This is a genomic window from Chryseobacterium sp. MHB01 (assembly GCF_034651565.1).
GTDB classification, from domain to species: domain Bacteria; phylum Bacteroidota; class Bacteroidia; order Flavobacteriales; family Weeksellaceae; genus Chryseobacterium; species Chryseobacterium nepalense.
In genome coordinates this window covers 1-26,931 of the sequence record NZ_JAYEDA010000007.1, presented here as the reverse complement: position 1 = coordinate 26,931, position 26,931 = coordinate 1, and the positions used below count along the sequence as shown (strand labels likewise).

Annotated in this window: 33 protein-coding genes and 1 tRNA gene; 29 read left to right on the top strand and 5 right to left on the bottom strand. The window is 35.4% G+C overall.

Annotated elements, in window-relative coordinates:
* The first annotated feature begins 259 nt into the window (after nucleotides 1-259).
* The 8 genes from U9K52_RS12330 to U9K52_RS12295 all read left to right on the top strand — a co-directional run bounded on the left by U9K52_RS12330 (nucleotide 260) and on the right by U9K52_RS12295 (nucleotide 7,457).
* On the top strand, nucleotides 260-574 hold the full coding sequence (locus U9K52_RS12330) for a hypothetical protein (RefSeq protein WP_263601569.1): 315 nt from the start codon (nucleotides 260-262) through the stop codon (nucleotides 572-574).
* A gap of 2 nt (nucleotides 575-576) precedes the next feature.
* Nucleotides 577-990 carry a PaaI family thioesterase gene (locus U9K52_RS12325; protein ID WP_248390560.1) on the top strand — a complete coding sequence of 138 codons (414 nt, stop codon included), beginning with the start codon at nucleotides 577-579 and terminating at the stop codon, nucleotides 988-990.
* A 64-nt stretch (nucleotides 991-1,054) separates the two neighbouring features.
* Nucleotides 1,055-1,405 carry a four helix bundle protein gene (locus U9K52_RS12320; protein WP_263601568.1) on the top strand — a complete coding sequence of 117 codons (351 nt, stop codon included), beginning with the start codon at nucleotides 1,055-1,057 and terminating at the stop codon, nucleotides 1,403-1,405.
* 78 nt (nucleotides 1,406-1,483) lie between these two features.
* Nucleotides 1,484-2,689, top strand: coding sequence for a 3-oxoadipyl-CoA thiolase (gene pcaF, locus U9K52_RS12315; RefSeq protein WP_322926776.1), 1,206 nt, complete (start codon nucleotides 1,484-1,486; stop codon nucleotides 2,687-2,689).
* A 138-nt stretch (nucleotides 2,690-2,827) separates the two neighbouring features.
* Nucleotides 2,828-3,421: a transferase hexapeptide repeat family protein gene (locus U9K52_RS12310; protein ID WP_263601566.1), complete on the top strand. Its 594-nt coding sequence runs from the start codon at nucleotides 2,828-2,830 to the stop codon at nucleotides 3,419-3,421.
* A 78-nt stretch (nucleotides 3,422-3,499) separates the two neighbouring features.
* Nucleotides 3,500-5,995 (top strand): phenylacetic acid degradation bifunctional protein PaaZ, encoded by a 2,496-nt coding sequence (paaZ, locus tag U9K52_RS12305; protein WP_322926775.1) that lies wholly within the window; start codon nucleotides 3,500-3,502, stop codon nucleotides 5,993-5,995.
* 175 nt (nucleotides 5,996-6,170) lie between these two features.
* Nucleotides 6,171-6,770: an XAC2610-related protein gene (locus U9K52_RS12300; RefSeq protein WP_322926774.1), complete on the top strand. Its 600-nt coding sequence runs from the start codon at nucleotides 6,171-6,173 to the stop codon at nucleotides 6,768-6,770.
* Nucleotides 6,771-6,776: 6 nt separating this feature from the next.
* The gene (locus U9K52_RS12295; RefSeq protein WP_322926772.1) at nucleotides 6,777-7,457 is read left to right on the top strand and encodes an SMUG2 DNA glycosylase family protein; all 681 of its coding nucleotides are present in this window, start codon (nucleotides 6,777-6,779) and stop codon (nucleotides 7,455-7,457) included.
* Nucleotides 7,458-7,569: 112 nt separating this feature from the next.
* Here the strand turns inward: U9K52_RS12295 and U9K52_RS12290 are convergent, their stop codons facing one another.
* Nucleotides 7,570-8,397: a T9SS type A sorting domain-containing protein gene (locus tag U9K52_RS12290; protein WP_263601560.1), complete on the bottom strand. Its 828-nt coding sequence runs from the start codon at nucleotides 8,395-8,397 to the stop codon at nucleotides 7,570-7,572.
* 610 nt (nucleotides 8,398-9,007) lie between these two features.
* Here U9K52_RS12290 and U9K52_RS12285 point away from each other — a divergent pair.
* The 12 genes from U9K52_RS12285 (at nucleotide 9,008) to U9K52_RS12230 (ending at nucleotide 16,316) form a co-directional block, all read left to right on the top strand.
* On the top strand, nucleotides 9,008-9,772 hold the full coding sequence (locus U9K52_RS12285; protein ID WP_322926770.1) for an enoyl-CoA hydratase/isomerase family protein: 765 nt from the start codon (nucleotides 9,008-9,010) through the stop codon (nucleotides 9,770-9,772).
* Between the two features lie 136 nt (nucleotides 9,773-9,908).
* On the top strand, nucleotides 9,909-10,526 hold the full coding sequence (locus tag U9K52_RS12280) for a hypothetical protein (protein ID WP_322926769.1): 618 nt from the start codon (nucleotides 9,909-9,911) through the stop codon (nucleotides 10,524-10,526).
* Nucleotide 10,527: 1 nt separating this feature from the next.
* Nucleotides 10,528-11,145, top strand: coding sequence for a hypothetical protein (locus U9K52_RS12275; protein WP_322926768.1), 618 nt, complete (start codon nucleotides 10,528-10,530; stop codon nucleotides 11,143-11,145).
* Nucleotides 11,146-11,148: 3 nt separating this feature from the next.
* Complete coding sequence (locus U9K52_RS12270) at nucleotides 11,149-11,439, top strand: winged helix-turn-helix domain-containing protein (RefSeq protein ID WP_248390593.1); 291 nt, start codon at nucleotides 11,149-11,151, stop codon at nucleotides 11,437-11,439.
* Between the two features lie 60 nt (nucleotides 11,440-11,499).
* A complete protein-coding gene (locus U9K52_RS12265; protein WP_322926767.1) occupies nucleotides 11,500-11,790 on the top strand; it encodes a hypothetical protein in 291 nt (96 codons plus the stop codon).
* A 7-nt stretch (nucleotides 11,791-11,797) separates the two neighbouring features.
* Nucleotides 11,798-12,172 (top strand): hypothetical protein, encoded by a 375-nt coding sequence (locus tag U9K52_RS12260; protein ID WP_322926766.1) that lies wholly within the window; start codon nucleotides 11,798-11,800, stop codon nucleotides 12,170-12,172.
* A gap of 10 nt (nucleotides 12,173-12,182) precedes the next feature.
* Entirely contained in the window at nucleotides 12,183-12,497 is a 315-nt protein-coding gene (locus tag U9K52_RS12255) for a hypothetical protein (RefSeq protein ID WP_322926765.1), read from the top strand.
* A 2-nt stretch (nucleotides 12,498-12,499) separates the two neighbouring features.
* On the top strand, nucleotides 12,500-12,985 hold the full coding sequence (locus U9K52_RS12250; protein WP_248390604.1) for a ubiquinone biosynthesis protein COQ4: 486 nt from the start codon (nucleotides 12,500-12,502) through the stop codon (nucleotides 12,983-12,985).
* A gap of 9 nt (nucleotides 12,986-12,994) precedes the next feature.
* Entirely contained in the window at nucleotides 12,995-14,371 is a 1,377-nt protein-coding gene (locus U9K52_RS12245; protein ID WP_322926763.1) for a DUF4173 domain-containing protein, read from the top strand.
* Nucleotides 14,372-14,427: 56 nt separating this feature from the next.
* Nucleotides 14,428-15,111 carry a DUF1361 domain-containing protein gene (locus U9K52_RS12240; protein WP_322926761.1) on the top strand — a complete coding sequence of 228 codons (684 nt, stop codon included), beginning with the start codon at nucleotides 14,428-14,430 and terminating at the stop codon, nucleotides 15,109-15,111.
* 104 nt (nucleotides 15,112-15,215) lie between these two features.
* Nucleotides 15,216-15,755, top strand: coding sequence for a hypothetical protein (locus U9K52_RS12235; protein WP_322926759.1), 540 nt, complete (start codon nucleotides 15,216-15,218; stop codon nucleotides 15,753-15,755).
* A 48-nt stretch (nucleotides 15,756-15,803) separates the two neighbouring features.
* On the top strand, nucleotides 15,804-16,316 hold the full coding sequence (locus U9K52_RS12230) for a hypothetical protein (protein ID WP_322926758.1): 513 nt from the start codon (nucleotides 15,804-15,806) through the stop codon (nucleotides 16,314-16,316).
* Nucleotides 16,317-16,388: 72 nt separating this feature from the next.
* Here U9K52_RS12230 and U9K52_RS12225 read toward each other — a convergent pair whose 3' ends face one another.
* From U9K52_RS12225 to U9K52_RS12215, 3 genes are read right to left on the bottom strand one after another with little or no spacing between them, the layout of a single operon-like run.
* On the bottom strand, nucleotides 16,389-17,072 hold the full coding sequence (locus U9K52_RS12225) for an FKBP-type peptidyl-prolyl cis-trans isomerase (RefSeq protein ID WP_248390619.1): 684 nt from the start codon (nucleotides 17,070-17,072) through the stop codon (nucleotides 16,389-16,391).
* Nucleotides 17,073-17,098: 26 nt separating this feature from the next.
* Complete coding sequence (gene dtd, locus U9K52_RS12220; RefSeq protein WP_322926756.1) at nucleotides 17,099-17,548, bottom strand: D-aminoacyl-tRNA deacylase; 450 nt, start codon at nucleotides 17,546-17,548, stop codon at nucleotides 17,099-17,101.
* 8 nt (nucleotides 17,549-17,556) lie between these two features.
* Entirely contained in the window at nucleotides 17,557-17,928 is a 372-nt protein-coding gene (locus U9K52_RS12215; RefSeq protein WP_322926754.1) for a helix-turn-helix domain-containing protein, read from the bottom strand.
* Between the two features lie 154 nt (nucleotides 17,929-18,082).
* Between U9K52_RS12215 and U9K52_RS12210 the strand changes: the two genes are divergently transcribed.
* Both U9K52_RS12210 and U9K52_RS12205 read left to right on the top strand, forming a co-directional pair.
* The gene (locus U9K52_RS12210; protein ID WP_322926752.1) at nucleotides 18,083-19,720 is read left to right on the top strand and encodes a T6SS effector amidase Tae4 family protein; all 1,638 of its coding nucleotides are present in this window, start codon (nucleotides 18,083-18,085) and stop codon (nucleotides 19,718-19,720) included.
* Nucleotides 19,721-19,740: 20 nt separating this feature from the next.
* Nucleotides 19,741-20,220 carry a hypothetical protein gene (locus U9K52_RS12205; protein WP_322926750.1) on the top strand — a complete coding sequence of 160 codons (480 nt, stop codon included), beginning with the start codon at nucleotides 19,741-19,743 and terminating at the stop codon, nucleotides 20,218-20,220.
* 177 nt (nucleotides 20,221-20,397) lie between these two features.
* On the opposite strand, the gene U9K52_RS12200 is transcribed toward U9K52_RS12205, so the two are convergent.
* Nucleotides 20,398-20,850: a hypothetical protein gene (locus U9K52_RS12200; protein WP_312173711.1), complete on the bottom strand. Its 453-nt coding sequence runs from the start codon at nucleotides 20,848-20,850 to the stop codon at nucleotides 20,398-20,400.
* 109 nt (nucleotides 20,851-20,959) lie between these two features.
* Here U9K52_RS12200 and greA point away from each other — a divergent pair, with 109 nt between their 5' ends.
* The 7 genes from greA (at nucleotide 20,960) to U9K52_RS12165 (ending at nucleotide 26,821) form a co-directional block, all read left to right on the top strand.
* Nucleotides 20,960-21,430: a transcription elongation factor GreA gene (greA, locus tag U9K52_RS12195; RefSeq protein ID WP_072886125.1), complete on the top strand. Its 471-nt coding sequence runs from the start codon at nucleotides 20,960-20,962 to the stop codon at nucleotides 21,428-21,430.
* 37 nt (nucleotides 21,431-21,467) lie between these two features.
* Nucleotides 21,468-21,857 (top strand): HIT family protein, encoded by a 390-nt coding sequence (locus U9K52_RS12190; RefSeq protein ID WP_248390627.1) that lies wholly within the window; start codon nucleotides 21,468-21,470, stop codon nucleotides 21,855-21,857.
* Nucleotides 21,858-21,922: 65 nt separating this feature from the next.
* Nucleotides 21,923-23,110, top strand: a complete 1,188-nt coding sequence (gene clpX / locus U9K52_RS12185; protein ID WP_248390630.1) for an ATP-dependent Clp protease ATP-binding subunit ClpX — start codon at nucleotides 21,923-21,925, stop codon at nucleotides 23,108-23,110.
* Nucleotides 23,111-23,179: 69 nt separating this feature from the next.
* Nucleotides 23,180-25,138, top strand: coding sequence for a T9SS type A sorting domain-containing protein (locus U9K52_RS12180; RefSeq protein ID WP_322926746.1), 1,959 nt, complete (start codon nucleotides 23,180-23,182; stop codon nucleotides 25,136-25,138).
* A 5-nt stretch (nucleotides 25,139-25,143) separates the two neighbouring features.
* Nucleotides 25,144-25,356 carry a signal peptidase gene (locus U9K52_RS12175; protein ID WP_248390636.1) on the top strand — a complete coding sequence of 71 codons (213 nt, stop codon included), beginning with the start codon at nucleotides 25,144-25,146 and terminating at the stop codon, nucleotides 25,354-25,356.
* Between the two features lie 60 nt (nucleotides 25,357-25,416).
* The gene (locus tag U9K52_RS12170; protein ID WP_322926743.1) at nucleotides 25,417-26,703 is read left to right on the top strand and encodes a TlpA disulfide reductase family protein; all 1,287 of its coding nucleotides are present in this window, start codon (nucleotides 25,417-25,419) and stop codon (nucleotides 26,701-26,703) included.
* A 44-nt stretch (nucleotides 26,704-26,747) separates the two neighbouring features.
* A tRNA-Met gene (locus tag U9K52_RS12165) sits at nucleotides 26,748-26,821 on the top strand.
* Nucleotides 26,822-26,931 lie beyond the last annotated feature (110 nt).

Genomic DNA, 26,931 nt, shown 5'->3' with positions numbered 1-26,931 from the left:
TGCTGTAACAAAATAATAAATTATGATTAAAAAGAAATTGATCTCATCTTTTATAGTTGCATTTTTTTCAACGATTTTTATAGGAGGTATATTTTACTTAACTGATACTCGTTTTAAACCGATTGACGGTGATAAAATGTTTAGTTGGGGATTCGTAATCATTTATTTTTTAGCAATGTTCATAAGTAATTTCTTTATGGATAAACTGATAATTTTTTTTAAAAGACTAATCCAAAAGATTTGATAAAATAAATGTTTAATGGATATAAATGCATTCAGAGCCGAATTGGAAACAAGATTGAGCATTGAAAAACAATATATTGTTCAAGAGCTTTCTTCGATAAATGATTATCAGGAAAAACTTGAATCATTGGGGAAATTCAATGAAAAATATCGTGAAATAATTAAAAGGTTATCCAATGAATTTGGAATTGATTTAAATGAGCCTTTTCAAACAGAAAATCCATCAAAATCGGAAAGTCTTACTTATGAACAGATCATTTTAGGTAGAACTATGAGTATTTATGACAAATTGGTTGATGAATTATATGAAGAAATAACAAGTACAAATTAAAGATGAATCCGAGACAGGTTGCAGAATATATGTTCGATCAGGATTTTTTTTCCCAATGGATGAATATCAAACTGATTGATGTTAAAGAAAATTATTGTTTAATAGAAATGCCCATTAAAAAAGAAATGATTAACGGGCTAAAAACCGTTCACGGGGGTGTTACGTTTGCTTTTGCAGATTCGGCACTGGCGTTTTCATCCAACAACTCCGGAGATGCTGCCGTAGCCCTGAACTGTATCATCAATTTTACCAAGGCCGGAAAAGAAGGCGATGTTTTCAGAGCAGAAAGCATTTTGGTAAATGACACCAGAAAAACTGCTGTTTACGATATAAAAATTACAAATCAAAATAAAGAATTGATTGCAAAATTTGTCGGAACAGTATATAAAATTGGAAAGAAAGTAACGGAGCTGTAACTCAATGTAACAATTTATCAGTATAACAATTTAACAATGATGAAATAAAATTCAATGAACACAAATGATAAATTTCGAGAATAATCCATTAATTGAGAAAACAGTTCAATTTTCTTTAGATATTATTGAATTTTGTGAACTGTTAGATGAAAAAAGAAAATTTGTTATTGCTAAACAATTGTTACGCTCTGGGACAAGCATAGGAGCCAACTCATTTGAAGCACAAAACCCACATAGCAAGAGTGATTTTATCAATAAAATAAAAATCGCAGCAAAAGAATTAGAAGAAACAAAATATTGGCTCTATCTCTGTAAGCATTCAAAAACTTATCCTTTTAATGAAAAGTTAGAACTTCAGGTTGCCGAGATTGGGAAAATTATATATAAAATATTAAGTACAAGTTTAAAAAATTAATCTAGCAATGTACCAGTTTATCAATATATCAATAATTGTTACACTGTTACACTACTAGATTGTTATATTAAAAACATTATGAACAACGTATACATCATAGATTACATCAGAACACCCATTTCAAAATTAAGCGGTGGTCTTTCAGAAGTTAGAGCCGATGATTTGGCTGCCATTGTTATTAAAGAAATTATAGCAAGAAATCCTGAAGTTCCGGTTGAAGAAATTGAAGATGTTATTTTCGGATGTGCCAATCAGGCAGGTGAAGACAACAGAAATGTAGCCAGAATGGGACTTTTATTGGCGGGGCTTCCGTATAAAATCGGCGGGGAAACCGTAAACAGATTATGTGCTTCGGGAATGTCTGCGGTGGCCAATGCATTTCGTTCTATTGCAGCTGGAGAAGGTGAAATTTATATTGCCGGTGGAGTGGAGCATATGACACGTTCGCCTTACGTAATGTCAAAACCCAGCACAGCTTTCGGAAGAGACAGCCAGATGTTTGATACCACTTTCGGATGGAGATTCATCAACCCGAAAATGAAAGAAATGTACGGAGTAGACGGAATGGGCGAAACCGCAGAAAATTTAGCGGATATTCATAGCATCAGCCGTGAAGATCAGGATAAATTTGCCCTTTGGTCACAGCAAAAAGCAACCAAAGCTCAGCAAAACGGAAGACTGGCAGAAGAAATCGTAAAAGTTGAAATTCCTCAGAAAAAAGGCGAACCGAAGATCTTTGATAAAGACGAATTCATTAAGCCGGCTTCTTCAATGGAAGGTTTAGGGAAGCTTCGTCCTGCTTTCAGAAAAGAAGGAACGGTAACGGCTGGAAATGCTTCCGGCATGAATGACGGTGCAGCAGCATTGATCTTAGCCAGTGAAGAAGCAGTACAAAAATACGGACTTCATCCTATTGCAAAAATTTTAGGTTCAGCCGTTGCTGGTGTGGAACCAAGAATCATGGGAATCGGTCCTGTAGAAGCTACTCAGAAAGTATTAAAAAGAGTCAGTCTATCGTTAGACGATATGGATATTATCGAACTAAATGAAGCATTCGCAGCGCAGGCTTTGGCAGTAACCAGAACATTGGGATTAAAGGATGATGATTCAAGAGTGAATCCAAACGGAGGAGCGATTGCTATTGGTCATCCACTTGGTGTTTCGGGAGCAAGAATTGTTGGTTCTGCCGCAATGGAATTGCAAAAACAAAATAAAAAATATGCCTTGTGTACTCTTTGTATCGGTGTCGGACAAGGGTATGCGATGGTGATTGAAAAAGTATAACTTTTTCAATAATGTAACAATATAGAAATGTATCAATGTATCAATTCCATTGTAATGAAGTATAGTAACTTGTCGAATTATCTATTGGTAAACTGTTAGATTGATACATTGTTAAACTAAATTTTTAACAAAAAATTTATGAATATCTACTCATACCACGGAATCAAACCAATCATTAAACCTTCCGCTTACGTTCATCCCCAGGCGGTAATTATCGGCAATGTGGAAATCGGCGAAGAAGTTTATGTCGGTCCCAACGCGGTGATCCGTGGGGACTGGGGTAAAATTATCGTCAAAGACGGCGCTAATGTTCAGGAAAACTGTACGCTTCACGTTTTTCCCGGGATTGAAACCATTTTGGAAGAATCTGCACATATCGGTCACGGCGCTATTATTCATTCCGGGCATATCGGAAAAAACTGCTTAGTCGGAATGAATGCTGTCGTGATGGATAAAGCTGTTATTGGTGACGAATGTATTATTGGCGCTTTGGCTTTTGTACCTGCCAATTTTACATGTGAACCAAGAAAACTGATCGTTGGAAGCCCAGCAAAAATTATCCGTGATGTTTCCGATGAAATGATTAAATGGAAAACAGAAGGGACAAAACTATATCAGGAATTGGCGAGAGAAGGAAAAGATGCTATTTTACCTTGCGAACCATTTACAGAATACGTTCAGCAGATTCCTACGAAAGTTGTTGATTACAGCATTTGGGATGATATTAAATAATATAACAATATACCAGTGTAAGAAATGTAACAATTAATTGGTAAACTGTTATATTATTACATTGTTAAATTAAATTTTATGGAAAAATTAAAAAACTATATTCACGGCGAATGGGTCGAAGGAACCGGAAACGGGATTCCTTTGTACAATGCTGTGACAGGAGAACAGGTTGCTGTTTCTGATACGGAAGGATTGAATTTTGAACAGGCTCTGGACTATGGAAGAACAGTCGGCTACAAAAACCTCTCGTCCATGACATTTTATGACCGTGGAGAAATGCTGAAAAAAGTAGCGCTTTACCTTTTAGAAAGAAAGAAAAAATATTACGATTTATCTTATAAAACAGGAGCAACTCATGTAGATTCGTGGGTAGATATTGAAGGAGGGTTCGGTACTTTCTTTACCTACTCAGGTTTGGCAAAAAGAATGCTTCCGAACACACCGTTTTGGGTAGATGGGGAAACTCAGAAGATTTCTGCCAATGGAACTTTTTTGGGAACTCATATTTTAACACCAAGCGAAGGCGTTTCTATTCAGATCAATGCCTATAACTTCCCGGTTTGGGGAATGTTGGAAAAACTATCTACCTCGTTATTGGCAGGTGTTCCGTCTATTGTAAAACCTTCACCTTATGGTTCATATTTAACGAATGCCGTTTTCCACGATATGATCGAAAGCGGATTGCTTCCGGAAGGAGCCGTACAATTAGTTTGCGGTGAGCCTGGGAATATTCTGGATTATGTTCAGGATGGAGATTCTGTGTTGTTCACAGGTTCTGCCAATACAGGAAGAAAATTAAAATCGTTACCTTCGGTTGCAGGAAATGCGGTCCGTTTCAATATGGAAGCAGATTCTCTGAACTGTTCAATCCTTGGTTTGGATGCAAAACCGGGAACTCCGGAATTTGATCTGTTCATCAAAGAAGTTCGTAATGAAATGACCACTAAAGCCGGGCAAAAATGTACGGCGATCCGAAGAATTGTTGTGCCTGAGAATTTGATAGGCGATGTTCAGCATGCTTTATCTAAAGCTTTAGACCAGACAAAAATCGGGAATCCGTTAAGCAGAGAAACAAGAATGGGATCTTTGGTAGGAAAGCAGCAGTATGATGAAGTCGTTAGAAAAATCAATTTGCTGAAAGCAGAAACCGAGCTTATTTATGACGGAAAACATGAATTGGTAGATGCCGATTACGAAAACGGAGCCTTCATGAGCCCGAAACTGTTTTTAAATGATAAACCGTTCGAGAAAAATATTTCTCACGATGTCGAAGCTTTTGGTCCTGTTTCTACGTTAATGCCTTATAAAGATGCCGAAGAAGCTGCGGCGTTGGCAAAAAGAGGAAAAGGAAGTCTGGTTGGTTCCATCGTTTCTTATGATAATAACTTCGTTGCAGAAACCTCATGGAAAATGGCATCTCAGCACGGAAGAATTTTTGTGTTGAACAGAGACAGTGCGAAAGAAAGTACAGGTCACGGTTCGCCGCTTCCGACTTTAATGCATGGCGGCCCGGGAAGAGCAGGAGGCGGTGAGGAAATGGGCGGACTGAACGGTCTTCATTTTTTCCTTCAGAAAACGGCAATTCAGGGTTCTCCGGATATTTTAACGGCAATTACGAAAATTTATCAGCAAGGTGCTGAGAAAAAATATTCAGACAAACATCCTTTCCGGAAATATTTTGAAGAAGTTGAAGTTGGAGATTCTTTAGAAACCGCAGGAAGAACCGTAACGGATGCGGATATCGTAAATTTCTCCAATGTTTCATGGGATCATTTTTATGCGCACACCGATGCTACAAGTTTAACGGGAACTATTTTCGATAAAACGGTTGCTCACGGATATTTTATTCTTTCTGCGGCAGCAGGATTGTTTGTTTCCGGGAAAAAAGGGCCGGTTATTGCGAATTACGGACTGGAAAACTGTTCTTTCTTCAAGCCTGTTTATGCCGGAGATACAATTACGGTGTATTTAACAGCGAAAGAAAAGATCAACCGGGGCGTAAAAGGAAGAAATATTCCATCTGGTGTTGTAAAATGGCTGGTTGAGGTTGTTAATCAAAGAGATGAAATTGTTTGTGTAGCTACAATTTTAACATTAGTAGCAAAACAATCTCCTTTTATTGAGTTAAACCTGAAAAATATTCAGAAAGCATTAAATGGTTTAACGGAATCTACTCAGCCGGAATGGGGGAAAATGTCGCCTCAGCAAATGATCGAACATTTGGAGCACGGTATTCTGGTAAGTTTAGGCGAGCCTGAAGCTGACAAATGCTTCACTCCGGAAGAGCAGTTGGAAAAATGGCAGGATTCTCTGTACAACCACAGAAAAATGCCAAAAGATTTCCCTGCACCATTTTTAGCAGAAGATGAAAAGCTTTTGGAACCAAGACATAAAAATCTAGAAGCCGCGAAGCAATCATTTATGGATAATCTGAAAAGGTTCATCATTTATTATAAAGAAAATCCACAGGCTGAGCATATGAATTTCGTGTTCGGGAAACTGAATAAAGAAATGTGGGAATTAATGCACAGAAAACATTTTACCCATCATTTTGAGCAGTTTGGATTGATTTAATTGAAAATAATTAATAAATTTATAATCCCTTTCAGTCATTGTTCTGGAAGGGATTTTTAGTATGAAACTTCTAAGACTTATTTTTTTAGCATTACTTGCTTGTATTGTTTTTAATTCTTGTTTAAAAGAAAAAAAATCTGATGTCTATTTTTCTTGCGAAAAATTTATTGATAGTTTGAACATAGGAGGGAAAAGAATAACTAAAATTGGTGTTGAAAACTTCCGGAATGATAAAAGAGAAGATAATTTTGTAATTGTTAGTTTTTATCAGCGAGACAGTATTTGGGACCATAAAAAACAGAAGAATGTAGGAGAGATTTGGAAATCTATGCAAAGGTTTTATTTCGATAAAGATGGTCTTACAGGAATAAATGCCGAAATTTCAGATTTCAACAATGATGGGTTTAAGGATTTTACTTTTCAAAGCGGAATAGCAGCCAGAGGCGGAAATATTATCAGGACACTATTTATCTATAATCCCGAAAGTAAAAATTTTACTCTTATTAAAAACTCAGATTCTTTTCCGAATTTAAGCTACAATTCAACATTAAACTGCATTAATTCTCTTATTTTAACGGGATCTACAACTACCAGTTTTCTTAAAATTAAAGGAGATTCTTTAGATGAGTTTGCAAGAGTAGATGTGTCGGACAAAATTTTAGTTGAAGAAAAAGATTCTTTAGGGAGATTTAGAATTATCGAAGAAAAAATATTTACTGGTAATGACGAAGATTTTTACAGAATATATAAAAACTATAAACCTTTGGAATTTTGATATCTTATGAAGAACTTCGGAGAAAAAGTCATAGAATTTAATAAAAAATTAAGTTATAACGGAAATCTTCCCGATGATTTTCATGTACTGAATCCTTATCTTGATAATCCCGAAACGTTACTGGTGATGGAACAGTTTTATCATAAATATTATAGTGACAATCATCAAAGGAAATTTTTAGTTGGAATCAATCCCAGTCGCCATGGAGCCGGAGTTACCGGTGTGCCCTTCACGGATACCAAACGTCTGGAAAGTGTTTGCGGCATAAAAATGATTTCTGCTTATACGCATGAAGTTTCATCCGTTTTTGTGTATGATATGATTTCTGAATATGGTGGTGCAGAAGAATTTTATAAAGAAATTTACATTAATTCACCATTTCCGTTAGCCATTGTCAGAAAATCGAAAGGTAGCTGGATTAATGCCAATTACTACGATGATAAAGCTCTATTTAATGATGTTAAAGATTTTATGATTGATTCTTTAAAAAAACACATCAGCCTTAACCTGGATACGTCCGAAGTTTTTATCATGGGTAAAAAAAATGCAGACTTTATTTCGAAACTTAATCAGGAAGCTCAACTTTTTGGAAAAATGACCGTGCTGGAACATCCCAGGTATATTCAGCAATATAAATCAAAAGAGAAACAACTGTATATTGATAAATATATTTTAGCTTTAAAATAATAAATCCCCTGAAAAATTCAGGGGATTAATCACACTTATGCATTAGAACCGTCACACAAACAATAAGTTATTTAACAGTTGGTTATGGTTATTAGTTTAGATAATAAATATCTTATTGTTTAATGATTTTGTAAGCTTCTAAAGCAGATTTTACCATATAAACTCCTCTTGGTAGTTCTGTGATATCTGCCTGGTTTGTGCCTTTTTTCGCTTCGATTGTTTTTACCAGTTGTCCGGCTTCGCTGTAAATATCAAACTTTGTATTCTCAGCAGCTTTAATTGTTAGGGGACCGCTTGTTGGATTTGGATAGATGTTTGTTTCTTTTTTAGAAGATTTTACTTCATTGGCAGCCAACACAATTCCGCTGTCTTTCACCCATGTGAAGGCATCAAATTTAAGATACTGGAAGTTTCCTCCGGCAGTAATTTGAAGTTGGTCAATTACAATATTGCTGTAATTTTGGCCGTTAAGGTTGGTCATGTCAATTAATGTGTAACCATTGGTAACAGCCGTTGTTCCGTTAAAACCAGTGGTTTTAGTCTGTGTAAATTTCGTTACTCCAGACAATTTTCCTGTAACGGTAATTGTACCGGCTACACCCAATGTGCCGTTTGCAGCTGCTGCAGAAACCCAGAATCTGTTTACCTTAAAAAGGTTTGAAGTTGTTTTGATACTAAATGCTGTTCCCGCCGACTGGTTTCCCGTTCCTGAATTATCAATAAACCTGTTGTCGATAGAAGTTCCGTTCCATCCTGCAGTAGGATTAGCGCCAGATACCTTATAGCTGTTTACAACAGACAGGATATTGAAGATTACTCCATTATCCGTGAAGCTTGAGCTCCCATTGGATTCTGTTTCAAATTGTTCTGTACTGGTTTGCCCAAATGTAAGCATTGAAACAAACAGACCGCAAAGGGTAGAAAGTAAAGTACTTTTCATAATTTTAAATTTAAGGTTGATATGTATTTTTTAGTTGGTAAATGATTATATTGATATAATAATTTGAAAATAAGAGCATTATCAAAAGCAAGTTCTGGCAATGAGGCTTCCTAATTATCTAATTCCGGATAAGGATTGGTATGACTTGATTGATGAATGCACAATATTTCACATTATCGGGAAGTTGAAGTCGTGTGATTTCGAAATTCCCAGGAATTTTCGTTTATGATTATTAATTTTTTTAATTAATTTCCTACTCTGTTCAGGCTTTTCGGTTTCCGCCTTTAATTAAATATTATACTTTATTTAGAGTTCAAATTAACAACAATCGCATCTTTTCCTATAGAGTAAAAAATACCAAATTGTACATTACGTATTTCTACGGATAATGGGGAAGTGTTAAATTTTCGGCAAAAATAAATAATTTATTGATTCCTTTTCATAATATGGTACCTGTATTATCTCATCTTTATTTTGTCAATAAATATTATATGATTGATAATTAGCTATAATCAATTCGTTTATAAAATGTCCTTAGAGTTTTATAAAAATTTATTTTCCCAAAACACTTTGTATTAGTATTTTTGCTCTTATCCAATTAAATTTAAAAATGAGCGAATTTGTAGTATCTGAACTTAAAAACCATATTGCTGAAATTACTTTCGGGACCCCGAAAAGCAACTCCCTTCCGGGGGCAATTCTTGAAAAACTGGCACAAACCATTCTTGAGGAAGGAACAAAAGAGGAAGTAAAAGCCATCCTTATTAAAAGTGAAGGCAGCAAAGCATTCTGTGCAGGAGCAAGTTTTGATGAATTGCTGGAAATTGAAGACCTGGAAAAATCCACCAGGTTTTTCGGAGGTTTTGCAAAAGTTCTGAATGCAATGCGAAACTGCGGAAAAATCGTAGTAGTAAGAGTACAGGGTAAAACTACAGGAGGAGGAGTGGGTATTGCCTGCGGAGCCGATTATTGTTTTGCTGTAAAGGATGCTGCCTTGGCTCTAACGGAAATCAATTTAGGGATCGGACCTTTCGTAATCGGACCTTATGTAGAAAGAAAAATAGGAAAGTCGCAATTTTCGGCAATGGCTATTGATGCAGATTTCAGATCGGCAGAATGGGCAGTACAGCATAATATTTATCATTCCGTTTCAGAAACCATTGAAGAAATGGATGCTAAACTGGAGAGCTTCCTCCAGACTCTTGCTTCAAGAAGCAGTGATGCATTAGCTTTGATTAAAAAAGTTTCGTGGGAAGGAACCGATCATTTTAATGAGCTGATGCCGGCAAGAATTCACATGAGTGCTAGTTTGATCCTGGAAGATTCTGCAAAGAAAAATATTGAATCTATTAAGGAAAGGCTGAGAGCGAAATAGCTGTCCTTCTATACAACAATATATGCCGCCGGATTCCCCAGCGGTTTTTTTACGCCGTAATCTGTCTGCAAATAATTTCAAAAAATATTTTGCAGATTGAAAATAAATAATAACTTTGTAATTCAAAGTTCTTTTTATGGAATCAAAAAACTATCACGAAGACTTATCACACATTCGCACCATGATGGAGCGTTCTTCCCGCTTTATTTCTTTGAGCGGTTTGTCCGGAGTAGTTGCAGGATTGGCTGCAATTGCAGGAGCGGTATATGTTTATTTTGTATTTCAGAGAGAAGGGATTGATTATTTTGATGGCGAACGGAATGTTTTTTCACCCTCTCTTGTTAAAGAACTGGTAACAATCGGAATTGCGATTATGGTAGTTGCTATTTTCAGCGGATATATTTTTACGGCCAACAAAAGTAAAAGAAAAGGCTTGAAAATATGGGATGCTACTACAAGAAGACTTTTGGTTACCTTTGCAATTCCTTTAGTAACGGGAGGCTTCTTTTGTCTGGCGCTGCTTTATCATCATCTTTTTGTATTGATTGCTCCGGCAACATTGCTTTTCTACGGACTGGCTCTGGTAAGTGCAGAACGATATACGTTAACGGATATAAAATATTTAGGATATTGCCAGATTATTTTAGGATTGATTTCTTTGTTCTTTTTAGGTTGGGGACTGCTGTTCTGGACCGTTGGTTTTGGGGCTTTGCATATTGTGTACGGATTGATTATGCATAAAAAGTATAAGTGAAATGTCATCGGTTTTCAAGTATATTTTAATTGTTTTTACCTGTATTGTAGGAATTTTAATGATTTATTGTCTATATATTTTAATTTCAATTGCATCAGTATTTGGAGATTTCTTTGAAAGAGATTATTCTATAGATGAACTTAAAACAGAATATAATCACAAGGAAAAGGAAATTGATGATCTTATTAAGTACTTTAATCAGATAAAGCCTAAAGATACAAATGTTGCAATTGAATTTAAGAATGACAAAATCCTTGAGAGATTAGTTGTTGTACCTTCTGATACAACTAAAGATACATATCGTGGTTGGGATATTAATGTTAAGAGCCTTTATCAGCAGGAATTTAAAAAAGAATTACATTGGAATGAAGATCAAGTTAATGAATTGAAAAACAGACTTGATAAAGCCAATTGTATCTCAATTGAAGATGGTGAGCCTATTAAAATAGGATTTAAGAGAAGCGGTATGGGAATGTACTTTTTTAATGTTTTTCAGAAGAAGGAAACAGATAGGACTTTATTTAATGATGGCTGTACCTATATTCTTGTAAACTATAAATTGGCTTTAGAATACGGAGGAGGAGCAATTGGAAGACAATGTTTCTCAAAACAAAATTAAAAAATGATAAAAATAAATCAACTCAACAAAGAATTTGAAAGCCGTGTAAGATTGGGCATTATGTCTGTTCTTATGGTTAACGACTGGGTTGATTTCTCCGAGATGAAAAGCCTGCTTGAAATTACGGATGGCAACCTGGCAAGCCACAGCAATGCGCTTGAAAAATCCGGTTATATAGAAGTTAAAAAAGAATTCGTAGGAAAAAAACCAAAGACTTCATATCGCGTTACACAAAATGGAAGGGAAGCCTTTACCGAACATATTAATGCTTTGGAAAAATTACTGGGAAAATAAATTTTTTTTGAATTTAAACTTTGAAATACAAAGTACTTTTAATAATTTAAAATAGAAATCATGACTTTAGAAAAACAAAAAACAACAATCATTTTCGCTGTGCCTGTCCTTTTAATGATCACAGCTTTTTTCGCAAACCTTTTTGTAGAAGGCTGGAACTGGTCGCCTTTCGATTTTACAATGGCTGCAGTTTTACTTTTCGGGACCGCTTTCTTTATTAATCTGGTTATCCGGTCAAAAAAGCCATTGCTGTCTAAGCTGATGATCTGCTTCATTATTTTATTGCTGCTTTCATTGATTTGGATTGAATTGGCTGTCGGGATTTTCGGAACTCCTTTCGCGGGAAGTTAATTGATCAATGATGAAGCGAATAATATCACTTGCAGTTTTGGGAATCTTTGTGATTATAATTTTAAATATAAATTTTCCTTTAAAAGAAAAAGAACTTTACGGAAGGTATGCCAATTATAATTACCAAAATCCGATTTGCTGTGTTGAAGCTCCTCATGAACCTGATACTTTAATTTTATTTCGTGATGGACATTTTGAAAGTGAATTTTATGGGAAAGGACGGTTTGAGGTAAGTAATGGGCTTGTTTCCAGAATTATATTGCATTATATAAGTGATGGAGAACCAGCATTAGGTAATACTTATTTTTCGAATAAACTTTTTGAAAAAACAAAGATTATTTTGAACGCAGATATGAATCATTATTATCTAAAAGTAGATTAAATTGAACAATATGAGTGAAAAAACAATCATAAACGTCGGAAAAATTCTGTTTTGGACTTCACTTTTATCAGGAAACATTTGCCTATTCGGTTATATTTTTACCAGAAATAAATTCTTTGTAAATGGTGGATTCTTAGTACTTCAATGGGGATTCTTAATTAATCTTGGAGCGATATTTATTCTCATTACCTACGGCATTTTTCATAACAGTAAACTTGATTCCTGTCTTAAATCTTCTGCAATCATGTTAATGAATGTGCCGATCGCTATCATCTATATTTTTATAGGAATTCAACTGGTTTCCACAAATTTTTTAAACCCATAACTATGAAAAAAATACGCGTACAATTTCTTCTGTTCGTCTACAATAAAACCCAGAAACTCTACAGGAAATATTTTAAGAAAAAGAAAAGGCAGTGGCAGTTTACCGAAAAGCAGCTGCTGGAATTTCAGGAAGATTCTCTGGGCCGAAAGTTGGGCGAGTTTTATCAAAACCACGGTTTCTCTATGATCCCGAAAATGGAAAATCACGACGTTCATCACCTCATTACTGGCTGCGGAACCAATTTTGAGGATGAAATCGCCATGCAGTTCCTGTTGTTGGGAAACGGAAAGCTGAATGCCCATCTTTTGGCGGCTATTGTTTTGGGAAGCATCATCTTACCGGAATATTATAAAATTTACATCAAAGCGTATAAAAAAGGACAAAACATGCGCCCTTTTCACCAGTGGGATTTCGAGGCACTGCTCTGGCAGAATTTTGAGCACCTGAAAGATTTTATTCAACAGAAAAATACAACCGTACTACACTAAAACTAAACTATGAAAACACATCACTATATATTTCTCACGACACTGCTTTTTGTTGTTGTATTTTATGACCAGAATGTGGGTCTTAATCTCGGAATTATAGGAATTATTTATGCCGTACTTACACTTTTCAGGACACCAAAAAGAAACAGAACCAAAACCTTCGTTTTTCTTTTTATAACAAGCATTTTCTCGGGTGCAGCTTTTGCCTGGTACGGAGATTTTCCTTCTTTTTTAGCGGTGGCAACTTCGCTTTTATTATTAGGTTACCGCTCAAGAAACCGCAGGATGAAAATTCTTTTGCTTGTTCCGGTATTTGTAACGAATTGTTTTACCGAATTTTTCAGGATCTTAAATTTTGATGCCTGGCTTCCGAAAAGAAATGTTTCCGGATTGTGGCAGAAAACACTGGCTTTTGTAATAATTCCTTTAATTCTGATCTCTGTTTTCTTTGGAATTTATTCCGCAGGAAGCGATCATTTTGCCGGCCTGTTTACAAATATTGAGCTTGATATCAATTTCTGGCAACTTTTGGTAATGATTGTTTTGGGATTTTTTATTGCCTTCAATTACTGGAATTTCGCTGTTGAACGATTTATCTACAAAACCAACAGATTGCTGGATAATAATTTTGGAGAAAAAGATAAAATTCAGAAAGCGACCTATTCCTTTCTTGATCTGGATGCAGAGAGAATGAGCGGAGTTATTTCTTTATTCGCGCTGAATATTTTGCTGGTGTTTTTTATCGTTACTTACAATTATGAACAATTTTACGAATTCACAAAAACACCGGTTAAACTTTCCGAGGAAACGCATGAAAGAGTCAATGCCGTAATTATATCCATCATCATGTCGATTCTGGTTATTATGTTTTACTTCAAGTCCAGCTTCAATTTTGATCCGAAAGCCGGACTTATGAAAATTTTAGCCAAAATCTGGATTTTTCTGAATGCTGTTCTCGTCATATCTGCTATGGTGAAGAATTCTGAATATATTATGAATTATGGTTTTACCTATAAAAGGTTGGGCGTTTATGCATTTTTAATTTTAGCGTTGATCGGGTTATTTACCACATTTATCAAAATTCAGAAACAAAAAAGAAATATTTTCCTTTTCAACACCATGGCCTGGTATATTTACGGGGTGATCCTCGTTTGCAGTTACATTAATTGGGGCGGAATAATCACTTCCGAAAATATGAAACGTAAAGATTTCAATGCAGAATACCATTTGAGGGAAATCAACTTCAGCGAAAAACCTCTCCTGAAATATGCCGGAGAAAAAAGGAATTACCTTTTGAAATCTGAAATTTTGGAACTGGAAAGAGTAAAATTCCAGCAGAATGAAAAATTCCTTTCTAAAGTTCTGTATTACCAGAGTTTAAAATAAATTTTGAAAAAATTCTAAATGACAGATGATGTATTACAAATTAAATCAAATTTAAAATGATTAGAAAATTAAAAGAAATCGAAAGATTTGAAATCACTTTTTTGTTGGCTTTAATGACATTGTTTTGTTTTAGTCTTTCAGTTTTCAGATATTATATCAGTGATACGAAAGTGTTTTTGTTTCTCAACTGGAATTTGTTTCTTGCGTGGATCCCGTTTGTTATCAGCAGTTTTCTAATGCTTTTTAAGATCAGAAGTAAGCTGTCTGTTTTTGCAGCAATAGCGGTGTGGATTCTTTTCTTTCCGAATTCACCATATATTCTGACAGACCTTTTTCATCTGAAAAGCAGAAATTCCATACCGGTATGGTATGATTTGGTAGTTATTCTTTCTTATGCATGGACAGGATTGTTTTGTGGTTTTATAAGTCTTTTCGATATTGAAAAATTACTTTTAGCTTATTTTAAACAATCAACCATCAGGATCATCATCATTTCATTTTTATTCCTTACCGGGTTTGGTGTTTATCTGGGGAGATTTTTGCGATGGAACAGTTGGGATGTTATCAACAATCCTTTTGGTCTTTTTAACGACATTTTGGTTAGAATTGTTTATCCTATGAACCATGCACAAACCTGGGGCGTCACTGTATTCATGGGGGTAATGCTTAATTTTATGTATTTCATGATGAAATCTGTAAAAAGTATTGACAGGCAAACTGTTGCTGCCAAAAATCAATAAAGCATGATTTTTCTCTTTTAAAATAATGTATCAATGGAACAATTTTCGCTTCTCAATAAACTTTAAAAAGCCGCTGGCTTATTACATTCAAAAAAATAGTTGTTATGAAAAAATTATTTTTGCTTATTCCTCTTGTTATATTTTCATGTAAAAAAGAGTCATCCGTTACTGAAACACAGAATACAGATTCATTAGCTGCTGTTCAGCAACCGGTTACAACAGAAAAAACTGATTCTGCAGTATTGAAAATGAAAGATTCTGTGATCAACAATGCTCCGAAAACGAAAGAAGTTTTGCGTACCGGTGTTATGAGAGAAGTTAAGGACGGACAGATTATAAGAACAGTTGATGGAGAACGGTTTCCACTTACTTTGGGAGAAGAATTCACAAAAGACGGGCAGGAATTTGTTCTTAAAATCATCAACTTCAATCAGCCAAAAATAAACGCGAAAATTTCTACAAAAGAAAAGGATTTTAATATCAGATTTAACCAGATAAAATTGCCGAATGGCGATTATGACGGGCCTTTCGGGCGTGACCTTACGTACGATATTAAAGAAAAAGGTGAAGTCTGGCTCATTATCGGAAAAAGCAATATGGCTTCAGGAAATACAAAAGGAAGCTTTACAGTAAGCTTAGAATAATTTAACAATTTGGTATAGTTTCTGCTTCAACTTTTAAAATTTATCATTATGAAAAATATCGTTTTGACAGCGGCAGTAGCCTCAATTGCTTTGGTAAGCTGCGGCACCGTGCAGTCGTTGGTTCAGAATACATTTCCTTATACAGCTAATGTTTTGATTTCAACTGGCGTTCCTGCAGATAAAGAAGTTTCTTCTACCGCCACGGCATCTAATGTTCAGACCTGGTTCGGGGGAAATAATAATGCCAAAATAAAAGATGTACGAATTTCTGATGCTAAGGTTTCTGTTGTGACACCTTCAGGAGGAAATCTAAGTGCCTTTAAATCAATTAAAGTATATATTTCATCCAGCGGAACGGGCGAGAGATTGGTTGCTTCAAGAACCAATATTTCCACGGATGCTTCAAGCCTTACGCTTGATCTGGAAAATACAGGATTTTTGGATGAAGTAGTAAAAAGTACGGGAGTGACCGTAAGAACAGTATATGAGCTGAAGAATCAGACAAGCTCGGATATGAACCTTAGGATAGCACTTAACTTCAGCAGTATTCCTGCGAATTAATTTTTTATAAAAGTTTATTAAAAAAACGTCTTTCGGTACTGAAAGACGTTTTTATTTTGATCGTTATAAAGGCTATTTAAAATCTACAAGCTCCACATCAAAAATAAGTGTTGCTCCCGGAGGAATCACACCGCCGGCTCCGTTATCTCCGTAAGCAAGGTCAGATGGAATATAAAACCTGTATTTTGCTCCCTTCGACATCAGCTGAATTCCTTCTGTCCATCCTTTAATCACTCCTGAAAGATTCAGTTCGATTGGTTGTCCGCCGTTTTTATCCGTAGAATCGAATACGGTTCCATCCATAAGTTTTCCGGTATACGTTACGGTTGCTGTATTGGTCGCTGTTGGTTTTGTTTTTCCGTCACCTTCTTTCAAAACTTCATACTGCAGGCCGCTTGCTGTGGTTTTAATATTCTTGTTCAGCTTATTTTTTGCTAAAAAGTCTGCACCTTTCTTTTTATTTTCTTCTGCTTTTAATTTAGCTTCAGCCTGCTTTTTTTCGTTCTGCTTCTGCATGAAATTTTGCATGAAAGTAGCCATTTCTTCTTTAGGAAATAAACTTGCCTTCTCTCCGAAAGCATCTTTGAATCCTTGCGCCAACAGTTCAGGATCTGCAGGAAAGCCTTGTTTTTTCATGTTTTCGGCGATGTCTTGCCCGATATAATAAGAGGCTTTTTGTTCATCGGTATAAGATTTCTGAGCAAATGCAAGTTGTGCTCCTGCTAAAAGAACTAACGTAAATAATGTTTTTTTCATTGATTATAAATATATTTTTTGCGAATTTAAGCTTTTATAATGGAATCCATCACAATTGTTACCGGTCCGTCATTGATTAATGAAACTTTCATATCGGCACCAAAGATCCCGCTCTCGGTTTTTAGTCCGGATTTTGAGAGCTCTTGTTTAAAATAATCGAAAAGCGGAATCGCTCTATCAGGCTTTGCAGCTTTAATGAAAGATGGGCGGTTTCCTTTCTTGTAATCGGCAATCAGGGTAAACTGGCTGATGCAGAGAATTTCTCCTTTGATGTCCTGTACTGAAAGATTGAGTTTCCCGTCTTCATCTCCGAAAATCCTAAGATTAAGGATCTTCTGCACGAGCCAGTCGGCATCGGTCTCCATATCATTTTCATCAATGCCAACCAGGAGCATAAGCCCTTTTCCTATTGCTCCCACTATCTTCCCGTGTACTTTTACATGGGATTCCGAAACTCTTTGAATAACTACTTTCATTAAATACTTTAACTATTTTTGTTTTTCCAGAATTCTACCTGTTCCTTTAATTCTTTGATGCGTTCTTCATAAAGCTCAATTACTTTTTCAGATAACTGGTTGATTGTGATATGGGTATCATGATGCGTATTTGTTTGAACCGCAGAAGCATTATCCTGATTTGTATTAATATTATTATCTGAATTAATAAAGAAATCTTCTGGCTTAATATCTAAATTTTCACACAGTTTTTCGATGTGATTAACCCATGAGTTTGTTTCGCCGCTTTCTATTCTGCTGTAGGCTGAACGGGAAATTTGCAGCCTTTCAGCCATTTCTTCCTGAGAAAAACCTTTATTTTCCCTCAGTCTTCTTATTTTGCTTCCTATCTGAATGTTCATTGCTAATGTGATATTAATCTAACAAAAATAACAAAAACTCTCTTCTGATTCCTAAAAATTATTTTCGTCCGGAAAAAGAGAATTAATTCCCGAAAATAGAGCAGGTAGAGATTGAAATTATTTTTTATATTTGAACTTTAATTTAAATCAATACATGATGAAAAAAAAGATTTCGTGGCTGTCTTTTATGGCAGTGTTTTTTATTCTTTTCTCCTGCCGAAATGAGCAGGATGCGTTAAACGAATCCTCTGCAAATAGAAAACGGGATGTCATTTCCTTTGCTGCTTTCCAAAAAGAAACACAGATTCAAAAAATTGGAGAGGTAATTTCTCCGATAAGTACCGTACAAAAAAATAATCAAAATGATGATCTACTTTCGGGATTCCTCATTGATACAGAAACGATCAATCGTATTAAAGCCAACGGGGATATTTCTACTTATACCTTTAGGATCTATTCTTTGTTTGGCAATCCCCAGGATGTCTATAATATGGTATACCGTAAGAGAAATGACGGCACGCTGCATTATTCTATTATACACATAAAAGGAAACACCCCTTATGTACTTTACGATTCAGAAGCAGCTTCCGTAGCCCAGAAACATGCAGCTAATAATAGCACCGCTAAAACATCCAGTCATAAAGATTGTGCTGCTTCTTACAGCGTGAGTGTATGGCATTGCAAAAACGGGAGTAGTTGGGATGCATGCGATAAATGTGAGAGCTGTCTGGAAACCTTAACTGTTTGTGTAGGAAGTGGTGGAGGAGACAACTCTGGTGGTTTTGGAAACCCTAGTGACGGAAATCCTTCTGATCCGCCGCCGCCTTTAGATCCTTTTTCAGAAGGTGGCTCTGCTGCATATCTTACCGACCCGAGCGGATATGTTTTTGATCCTAATATACCGCCTTCTATAGATGAAGGGTATGTAAGGGCAATGAGAGCGCATCTGTTTTCGGAACAGCTTCCGGGAGCATTATACCATCAGTGGGCAAATGAACATCCGGAAATGTACCAGAATTTGATTGAAAATTATCTTAATAATTACTCTACCGGTGACAACAGTAACAATATTAATTTTACCAATTGGGCAATAGATTTTTTAATGCAAAATCCAGATACGACTTGGCAGCAGTTTGAGAATTGGTTTATGGGAGAGTCTGAAGGAAAAGATGGAGAAGATTATGATGCTACATATTGGGATGATCCAAATCTAATTTTTCCAGCACAAAACCTTCCTTCATGGCAAAATTATTATAATGCTTTTCCTAAGGACTCTAATGGTAATGGAATACCAGGGCCAGATATTTACAACTTAGTTGGTGGCGTACCAAAGGGAATGAGAGATGGTGTATTAAGTGATTCTAATCCAAATAATGATCGTGATTATGATAATGCATGTGCGTTAAGGGTTTCAAGGGCTTTAAATTATTCGGGTGTTATAATTCCTAATTTACCGAATCAAACATTTAAAGGGGCAGACGGAAAATATTATTTTCTAAGTGCTAAAAAATTGAACGCATGGATGAGAAAAACATTTGGAACAAATCCGGCAACACCAAATACACCGTTTAATCCAAAACATATACATATAACTGGAGCTCAGGCGGGAGTACATGGAGTTAACTTACCTAATTTATTAGGAGGAAAAAAAGGAATTTATTCTCTTGTTTCTAGTAATTCTAATTGGGCATCTGGTCATGGTGATATCTTACTTCCTAATACAACATGTATCAACGGGTGTCATTTTTTTGATGCACCTATTGCGTATATTGACGTTTGGATATTGCAATAATTATTTCTAATTTTTAACTTATGAAAAAAACAAAAATTTTCATTCCAGCATTATTATTTTTATTTATCCTTTCCTGTTCAGCCAACGAAAGGCCACAATTTCATTATAGGAGTGACAGAACCAAAAAATATAATGACCAGTATTTTTATAGTAAAAGATTTAGAGATAACATTTTTTATAAATGTTTAAAATATGGTTATGGCGATAGCCTCAATTTTAAAATAGGAAAACTAATGGCTGAAAAGGATTTATTTTCTCCATATGATGAGCCACTTATGCCCCGGGAAGAATCTATGCAAGACAGCTTAGCAAAAAGAATAATTTCAAATATGCCAATACCTTATATTCATCTAGAAGATGAGACAATAGAAGGGAAAAACTTTATTATTTCATCATGTTTAAGTTATTATGAAAGTAATGAACTAAATACGATCATTAAAAAACTATATAAACAAAAAGTTAAAGAAGATAAAAAGCTGTGGGGGAAAGATTATAAATAAACTTGGGCAAATGCTTTTAATATAATGATATGAAAACAATAAGTGAGTTCAGTTCAGGTTTATTTTTTTTGCAAATAATAGCATTAATTTTTCTTATCATATTGTGCTATTTTGTATATAAGATCTACAAAAAACTAAAATAAAATTAAACCGCAGAAATTTTCTGCGGTTAATTTTTTAATACGTAACACTTAAAATTTTCCCCGAAGGATCATAATTATAAAGATACGTTTTAGGCTGTACATTGGCTACCGCGGTAGGCTGTCCGGTTAATAAAATCCATTGGGCATTATCTTTCGGGCAAACGATTCTGATATTATCCTGTACTTCTAAGGTTGTATTGCTGTCTGGGCAAATGTGCGGAGCATTTCGGTCGTACACTTTAAAAGTGGTATCTGAAGCTCTTACAATAATCAGTCCTCTTGTACCGGATTGTTGCTCGTTGATATATACCCATCCGCCAACCTGGTTCAGCGGGTAATAAGCAGGAAGATTAAGATTAAGCGTAACATTAATGGGGTTATTCGGGAAGCAACTTACGGTATCTTCTGTGCTTCCACAGGATTTTATTGCTAAATTGCTGAAAATCAATAATGTTATTAAAGATAATATTGAAAAAGTTTTTTTCATTTCAATTTAAATTTTTATATATTTGTAGAAATTAAACGATTACAACTCGAAAACATTGTCCGGCAAATGTCGGATTATTTTTTTATACTAAAACTAAATTTTGAAAATTATGGCAAGCTATGTTACAAAGGAGGGATTAGACAAAATGAAAGCTGAGCTGGAACAGTTGGAAACTGTGGAAAGACCAAAAATCACCCAGCAGATTGCAGAGGCAAGAGACAAGGGAGATCTGTCTGAAAATGCAGAGTATGATGCCGCGAAAGAAGCCCAGGGAATGCTTGAAATGAGAATTTCTAAGCTGAAAGATGTTATTGCTACTTCCAAGATCATAGATGAAAGTCAGCTGGATACTTCAAAAGTTTCTATTCTTACCACAGTAAGATTGATGAATAATGCCACTAAAAAAGAACAGGTATTTACTTTGGTTCCTGATAATGAAAGTGATCTTAAGGCAGGAAAAATTTCTGTGAATACCCCGATTGCAAAAGGGCTTTTAGGTAAGGCTGTTGGCGAAACCGCAGACATTACACTTCCTAACGGCAATAAACTTTCTTTTGAAGTATTAGAAATTACCCTTTAATTCAGTAAAGAAAAAAAACAATCTCAACACAAAGAAAATGAGTACAATATTCACAAAGATCATCAATGGCGAAATTCCCTCATATACAATTGCCGAGGATGAAAACTTTATCGCTTTTCTGGATGCAATGCCTTTGGTAAAAGGACATACTTTAGTTGTTCCCAAAAAAGAAGTGGACCTTATCTTTGATCTTGAAAGTGAAGAATATAAAAACCTTTGGGGTTTTACTCAGGAAGTTGCCAAAAAAATAAAAACGGCAATACCTTGTGTACGGGTAGGAGTGGCAGTAGTAGGGCTTGAAGTTCCCCATGCCCATATTCATTTGATTCCTCTAAACCAGGTGGAAGATATGAATTTCAAAAATGAAAGACTTAAATTAACAAACGAAGAGTACGTTGAGATTCAGAACTCGATCATTAATTCCTAAAAAAAACAATAAACTCGTAACTTTTTACGGGTTTATTTAATCTATACATATATTTATATATACTAATGAATTCAAACCAGTGTTCTTTCTGCGGAAGAAAGAGAAATGAAGTGCAGATGCTGATTTCCGGTCAGAATGGTTTTATTTGTGAAAACTGTATCGAGCAGGCACATGCTATTGTGAAGGACAGTTCGGTAAAAACAGGATTTTCCCCGGCTGAAAATATAGAAGAATTAAAGAAACCTAAAGAAATCAAAGAATTTCTTGATCAATATGTGATCGGACAGGATCAGGCAAAAAAACAACTGTCAATCGCTGTTTATAATCATTATAAAAGATTGCTTCATGCTCAGGACGAAAACCGCGAAGTTGAGCTTGAAAAGTCCAACATCATCATGATTGGTGAAACCGGAACCGGAAAAACTTTATTGGCTAAAACCATAGCACGCGAACTGAATGTTCCTTTCTGTATTGTAGATGCTACTATTTTAACTGAAGCAGGATATGTAGGAGAAGATGTTGAAAGTATTCTGTCAAGATTACTGATGGTTGCAGATTATGATGTGGAAAAAGCAGAGAGAGGTATTGTTTTTATTGATGAAATAGATAAAATTGCAAGAAAATCTGACAATCCGAGCATTACAAGAGATGTTTCCGGAGAAGGGGTACAGCAGGGCTTGCTTAAACTTTTGGAGGGAAGTATTGTAAACGTACCGCCGCAGGGAGGAAGAAAACATCCGGACCAGAAATATATTCAGGTAAATACACAGAATATTTTGTTCATTGCAGGAGGCGCATTCGATGGGATTAAGGAAATTATCGAGCGCAGAATGAATAAACAGGCTATTGGTTTCAGTGCAGAGAAAATCAATAATACCAATGAAGATGAATACATTTTAACAAATATAAATGCTATTGATCTCCGTTCTTTCGGATTAATTCCTGAACTTCTGGGAAGATTCCCGATTATCACCTACCTTGATAAATTGACAAAAGAAACAATGGTAAGGATTATGAAAGAGCCTAAAAACTCAATTGTTAACCAGTTTATAGAGCTTTTCAAAATGGATGGTACCAAGCTTGTTTTTACAGACGGTGCTATTGAAAAAATCGTAGAGGAAACTATTGAAAAAGGTTTAGGGGCAAGAGGATTGAGAGGAACTACTGAAAAAGTTCTTGAAGATTATATGTTTTCGATTGGTGAAGAAAAAGAAATAATCCTGTCTGAGGACAATATTTTTGTAAAAAATTAAAATATTTTTGTTTTTAATTAAAAAAAATATAACTTTGCAGGTATATTAACACACAAATAACTACATACAGTGAGAAAAAATTTATTTGCTATTGGTCTATTAGCAGCTACTTATTCTGTTCAGGCGCAGAATATTCTAGTACACATAGATGATACAGCTATTACCTATGTTAGTGACGGTACTTTATTATACTCCGGAGGCGGGTTCCAAACAAGAGGCTCCGGTATAATCGATGTTCACGGCAACATCATGATTGACGGCGTATCCGGTGATGGTTTCAAAACCATTACTACCGGAGGAGCCAATAAAACAAACGGCGGAAATATCGTATTACGTCTTAATGATCCTAATACATACGCATCTTCTACTTACGGCCAGCTTTACATCAACGGACTATCTCAATCCAATATTACGGGTGTTGTTACCAAAGAATTTCGCACAGGTAGACATGGAAACAGCAATAGCTATTTTCAGCAGATTGCTATGCCGTTTAACGGTAAAACAGTCAGCAGCTTATCTACGGAATTCGGAAAGACGTTTAATACAAGCAGGTACGATAACCCAGTTTTAAAGTGGGATAATACGAATGTGGTCTCTGTTCATTTTACAAGTTTAGCATCCGCAACAAGTGATCCTACAGGATATTACATGCTGAAATCCAAAAATAATGATTTGGATGCAAGTACTCCACCTGTTTCACTCACTACTATTGCACCAACTGCAACAGGATCCGTATTTACGCTCCACGGCCAGCCTTATACCAATCTTTCGGCTCCATTAACACTACAGAATGGAGGGAATGTGAACTTTGGTCCTAGCGGAAGTAATAAAAATGTGTACAATGAAAAGTATAATACTTATCTTGATGACAGCTTTGAATTTACAACCACACCTTGGTCCGGAACATTTGGGAAGAATTTCTACCAGTTTGGTAATCCGTTTCTTACGAATATAGACTTATCCAGAATAGGCTATAATGAAAGTGCGGGTGTAACAGACGGAAACGCTGTGTCCAATATATGGGGTATTGAATATAATCCAGGCACAGTCATTACCCTTGCGAATGGCTCAACTTATGCAACAGGCTCTATAGTACAGACCTTTGATACAAATGGAATCCCGGTAGGGGATACTGGTCTTATTATAAAACCAATGCAAACTTTTAAAATCAAGCTGAGAGATAATTCACCTCAAACATTAAATTTTAACACCTTGAGAAGGTTTAGCGGAACTGTAAGAGCGGCGTCAACTGACTATAGCGTTGTTGCTGCAAAAACAACTTCTACAGGAACAGTGAAGCAGTTAGGTGTGATTGGTCTTGATGTCAACGGAAAAGAATTATCTAGGACTTATTATGTGGTTTCCCCGACTTTCACTACTGGACATCAAACTTCTGCGGCAACATCCGTTCAGGCTTCTGCCGGTAAAAATATGATCGGTACTTTTGAAGAAGCTTTAAACGGAGGGTATGATAATTATCTTAACTACTGGCTATACATTAATGAAGCCAACGAGCTTAATTTTAAAGGTAAAAATGTAAAACTTGTTAATTATTATACAGATCAGGTTACATCTTATAAGTTTGAAATTAAAGAAAATGCAGAACCTATTGCAAATGGGGCTCATGCACTTTCTTCCGGAATAGGATTTTATTATAAGGCGCCAAATGGAACAGTACAAGAAGCAAAACAAGGTCAGATAATACCTGTAACAGGTGCTGAATATGATCTGTATTACGGAGAACCTAGCAATATTGTTTTAGCGACTACTGAAACGGCAGGAGCTTCTCCAAGAACACTTGTAATATATGATCCGTCGATAGCAAACTATTTTGTAAGATTTGATCCCAACTGGAAAAAAGCTGATATTGAAGTTTATGATATGAGTGGAAAATTAGTTATCTCTAGAAAAGCTGTAGATACATCACGTGATTTTGTTATAGAATTAGATGGTAAGATTAAAAATGCTTATGTAGTGAAAGTAGTATCTGACAAAGGAGAGATTGTTAATACAAAAATTTTAAAATAGAATATATGAAAACTATAAATAAACTAGTCATAGCTTTCTTTCTCTTACCTGTCTTATGGATTAGTGCGCAGCCGCCAATTCCGGGAGGTGGCGGTAATGGGGGGAACGGGACAGGATCAGAATCTGCTCCAGTGGCTATGTATGTATATTTACTTGCCATTATTGCGATCTTATTGATACTAATTTTCGGCAAAAAATATATGCTTAAGAAAATATAAATTTTATTAAAATAATATTAAACTCCCTGATTACTCAGGGAGTTTTTCTATTTTTACATTATGAAAAAGATTTTTACGTTATCGGCTATTACAGCCGCATTTTCATTGCAGGCTCAGTTTACAGTTACCATACAGGCTCCTTCAGATTTTACAGATCAAGACGCTATTTTATATACCTTAAACGGTTCCAAAGACATCATTTTTTCAAAAGAAAAAAGTAAAAATAATACATGGGTCTTTAAGTATCCTAAAAATTATATGGGGATGATGAAGGCTTATTTCCCGGGGTCTAACAATACATTTAATTTTATTTCAGAAAATAAAAATGTAAATATAAAACTCGAAACGCAGGCTAATAAAATTAAAGATATCGTATATCTTGATGAAGCAAATGACCTTATGAGTAAACAGCAGGAGGGTTCCCAGAAAAAAGAGCTTATACTTCCTGCATTGTCACAAATTAAAGAATACTATAAAGACAATACAGAATTTGGAAAGGCACTTAAGGCCGAAATCAGCAGACTTAGCGGAGGTTCTGAAGGTATTGATCAGGCTCAACATCCTTTTATTTATTATTACAATACCAATTACAGCAAATTTCTTTCTAATGATGCTTCTAAAAAAGTGAGTCAGGATGATATTATTAATTTCATCGATAAATCAAACGACATGCTCGAAACCTCGTCTTTACTGAGACCGGTTTTGGTTTCGTATCTCAATACAGGTGGAAATACTAATGTGAGTACGTCTGTAGATAAGCTCCTTGACAGGTTAAAAGTAGAAACTCCCAGAGGGCAGACTGTTCTTTCTGAGCTGATTGATATTTTTGATGTTTACGACATGCAGGATTTTAAAACCAAATATCTTGGGCTGGCTAAAAATCTTAAATGTACAATCACGGACCGATTGGCGTCTACCATAAAATCTAATGCCAACGTCGAAATTGGAGCGGTTTTCCCTAATTACACTTTTCAGGCACCGGTTAATACTAATGCCAAAACACTTCATGATATAAAAGCGGATAAAAAGGTAGTGATATTCTGGTCATCAACATGTTCTCATTGTGAAAGTGAGCTACCGCAATTATTGGCAAAATATAATGATTTGAAAGCAAGAAATATTCAGATCGTCGGTTTGTCATTGGATGTTGATAAAGATTCATATATTAAAAAAATCAGCGCATTTCCGTGGGTGAATGATTCAGAATTAAGAGGATGGAACAGCAGTTATGCAGATACCTATAATGTTCATGCTACACCAACGTATTTTATTTTGGATGCTAACAATAAGATAATCAATAAACCAGAGCATGTAGGCGATGTTTTGGAATATTTTAAATTAAAATAATTTTGGTTACTTGTAAATATTTTCTATATTTGCACCACCAAAACGGCGAGGTAGCTCAGTTGGTTAGAGCGCAGGATTCATAACCCTGAGGTCACGGGTTCAATTCCCGTCTTCGCTACAAAAAAACCGAAACAGTAATGTTTCGGTTTTTATTTTTTTTATATTTTTTCAATTTACCTTTGATACCCCAATAATTTTCTGATTTGGTAGAAGAACCTTTCGATGAGT

Bases quoted from the DNA above. Each gene is read 5' to 3' on its own strand.
- U9K52_RS12330 (WP_263601569.1), top strand. From the start codon at position 260: ATGGATATAAATGCATTCAGAGCCGAATTGGAAACAAGATTGAGCATT.
- U9K52_RS12325 (WP_248390560.1), top strand. From the start codon at position 577: ATGAATCCGAGACAGGTTGCAGAATATATGTTCGATCAGGATTTTTTT.
- U9K52_RS12320 (WP_263601568.1), top strand. From the start codon at position 1,055: ATGATAAATTTCGAGAATAATCCATTAATTGAGAAAACAGTTCAATTT.
- pcaF (WP_322926776.1), top strand. From the start codon at position 1,484: ATGAACAACGTATACATCATAGATTACATCAGAACACCCATTTCAAAA.
- U9K52_RS12310 (WP_263601566.1), top strand. From the start codon at position 2,828: ATGAATATCTACTCATACCACGGAATCAAACCAATCATTAAACCTTCC.
- paaZ (WP_322926775.1), top strand. From the start codon at position 3,500: ATGGAAAAATTAAAAAACTATATTCACGGCGAATGGGTCGAAGGAACC.
- U9K52_RS12295 (WP_322926772.1), top strand. From the start codon at position 6,777: ATGAAGAACTTCGGAGAAAAAGTCATAGAATTTAATAAAAAATTAAGT.
- U9K52_RS12290 (WP_263601560.1), bottom strand. From the start codon at position 8,397: ATGAAAAGTACTTTACTTTCTACCCTTTGCGGTCTGTTTGTTTCAATG.
- U9K52_RS12285 (WP_322926770.1), top strand. From the start codon at position 9,008: ATGAGCGAATTTGTAGTATCTGAACTTAAAAACCATATTGCTGAAATT.
- U9K52_RS12280 (WP_322926769.1), top strand. From the start codon at position 9,909: ATGGAATCAAAAAACTATCACGAAGACTTATCACACATTCGCACCATG.
- U9K52_RS12275 (WP_322926768.1), top strand. From the start codon at position 10,528: ATGTCATCGGTTTTCAAGTATATTTTAATTGTTTTTACCTGTATTGTA.
- U9K52_RS12270 (WP_248390593.1), top strand. From the start codon at position 11,149: ATGATAAAAATAAATCAACTCAACAAAGAATTTGAAAGCCGTGTAAGA.
- U9K52_RS12265 (WP_322926767.1), top strand. From the start codon at position 11,500: ATGACTTTAGAAAAACAAAAAACAACAATCATTTTCGCTGTGCCTGTC.
- U9K52_RS12260 (WP_322926766.1), top strand. From the start codon at position 11,798: ATGATGAAGCGAATAATATCACTTGCAGTTTTGGGAATCTTTGTGATT.
- U9K52_RS12255 (WP_322926765.1), top strand. From the start codon at position 12,183: ATGAGTGAAAAAACAATCATAAACGTCGGAAAAATTCTGTTTTGGACT.
- U9K52_RS12250 (WP_248390604.1), top strand. From the start codon at position 12,500: ATGAAAAAAATACGCGTACAATTTCTTCTGTTCGTCTACAATAAAACC.
- U9K52_RS12245 (WP_322926763.1), top strand. From the start codon at position 12,995: ATGAAAACACATCACTATATATTTCTCACGACACTGCTTTTTGTTGTT.
- U9K52_RS12240 (WP_322926761.1), top strand. From the start codon at position 14,428: ATGATTAGAAAATTAAAAGAAATCGAAAGATTTGAAATCACTTTTTTG.
- U9K52_RS12235 (WP_322926759.1), top strand. From the start codon at position 15,216: ATGAAAAAATTATTTTTGCTTATTCCTCTTGTTATATTTTCATGTAAA.
- U9K52_RS12230 (WP_322926758.1), top strand. From the start codon at position 15,804: ATGAAAAATATCGTTTTGACAGCGGCAGTAGCCTCAATTGCTTTGGTA.
- U9K52_RS12225 (WP_248390619.1), bottom strand. From the start codon at position 17,072: ATGAAAAAAACATTATTTACGTTAGTTCTTTTAGCAGGAGCACAACTT.
- dtd (WP_322926756.1), bottom strand. From the start codon at position 17,548: ATGAAAGTAGTTATTCAAAGAGTTTCGGAATCCCATGTAAAAGTACAC.
- U9K52_RS12215 (WP_322926754.1), bottom strand. From the start codon at position 17,928: ATGAACATTCAGATAGGAAGCAAAATAAGAAGACTGAGGGAAAATAAA.
- U9K52_RS12210 (WP_322926752.1), top strand. From the start codon at position 18,083: ATGATGAAAAAAAAGATTTCGTGGCTGTCTTTTATGGCAGTGTTTTTT.
- U9K52_RS12205 (WP_322926750.1), top strand. From the start codon at position 19,741: ATGAAAAAAACAAAAATTTTCATTCCAGCATTATTATTTTTATTTATC.
- U9K52_RS12200 (WP_312173711.1), bottom strand. From the start codon at position 20,850: ATGAAAAAAACTTTTTCAATATTATCTTTAATAACATTATTGATTTTC.
- greA (WP_072886125.1), top strand. From the start codon at position 20,960: ATGGCAAGCTATGTTACAAAGGAGGGATTAGACAAAATGAAAGCTGAG.
- U9K52_RS12190 (WP_248390627.1), top strand. From the start codon at position 21,468: ATGAGTACAATATTCACAAAGATCATCAATGGCGAAATTCCCTCATAT.
- clpX (WP_248390630.1), top strand. From the start codon at position 21,923: ATGAATTCAAACCAGTGTTCTTTCTGCGGAAGAAAGAGAAATGAAGTG.
- U9K52_RS12175 (WP_248390636.1), top strand. From the start codon at position 25,144: ATGAAAACTATAAATAAACTAGTCATAGCTTTCTTTCTCTTACCTGTC.
- U9K52_RS12170 (WP_322926743.1), top strand. From the start codon at position 25,417: ATGAAAAAGATTTTTACGTTATCGGCTATTACAGCCGCATTTTCATTG.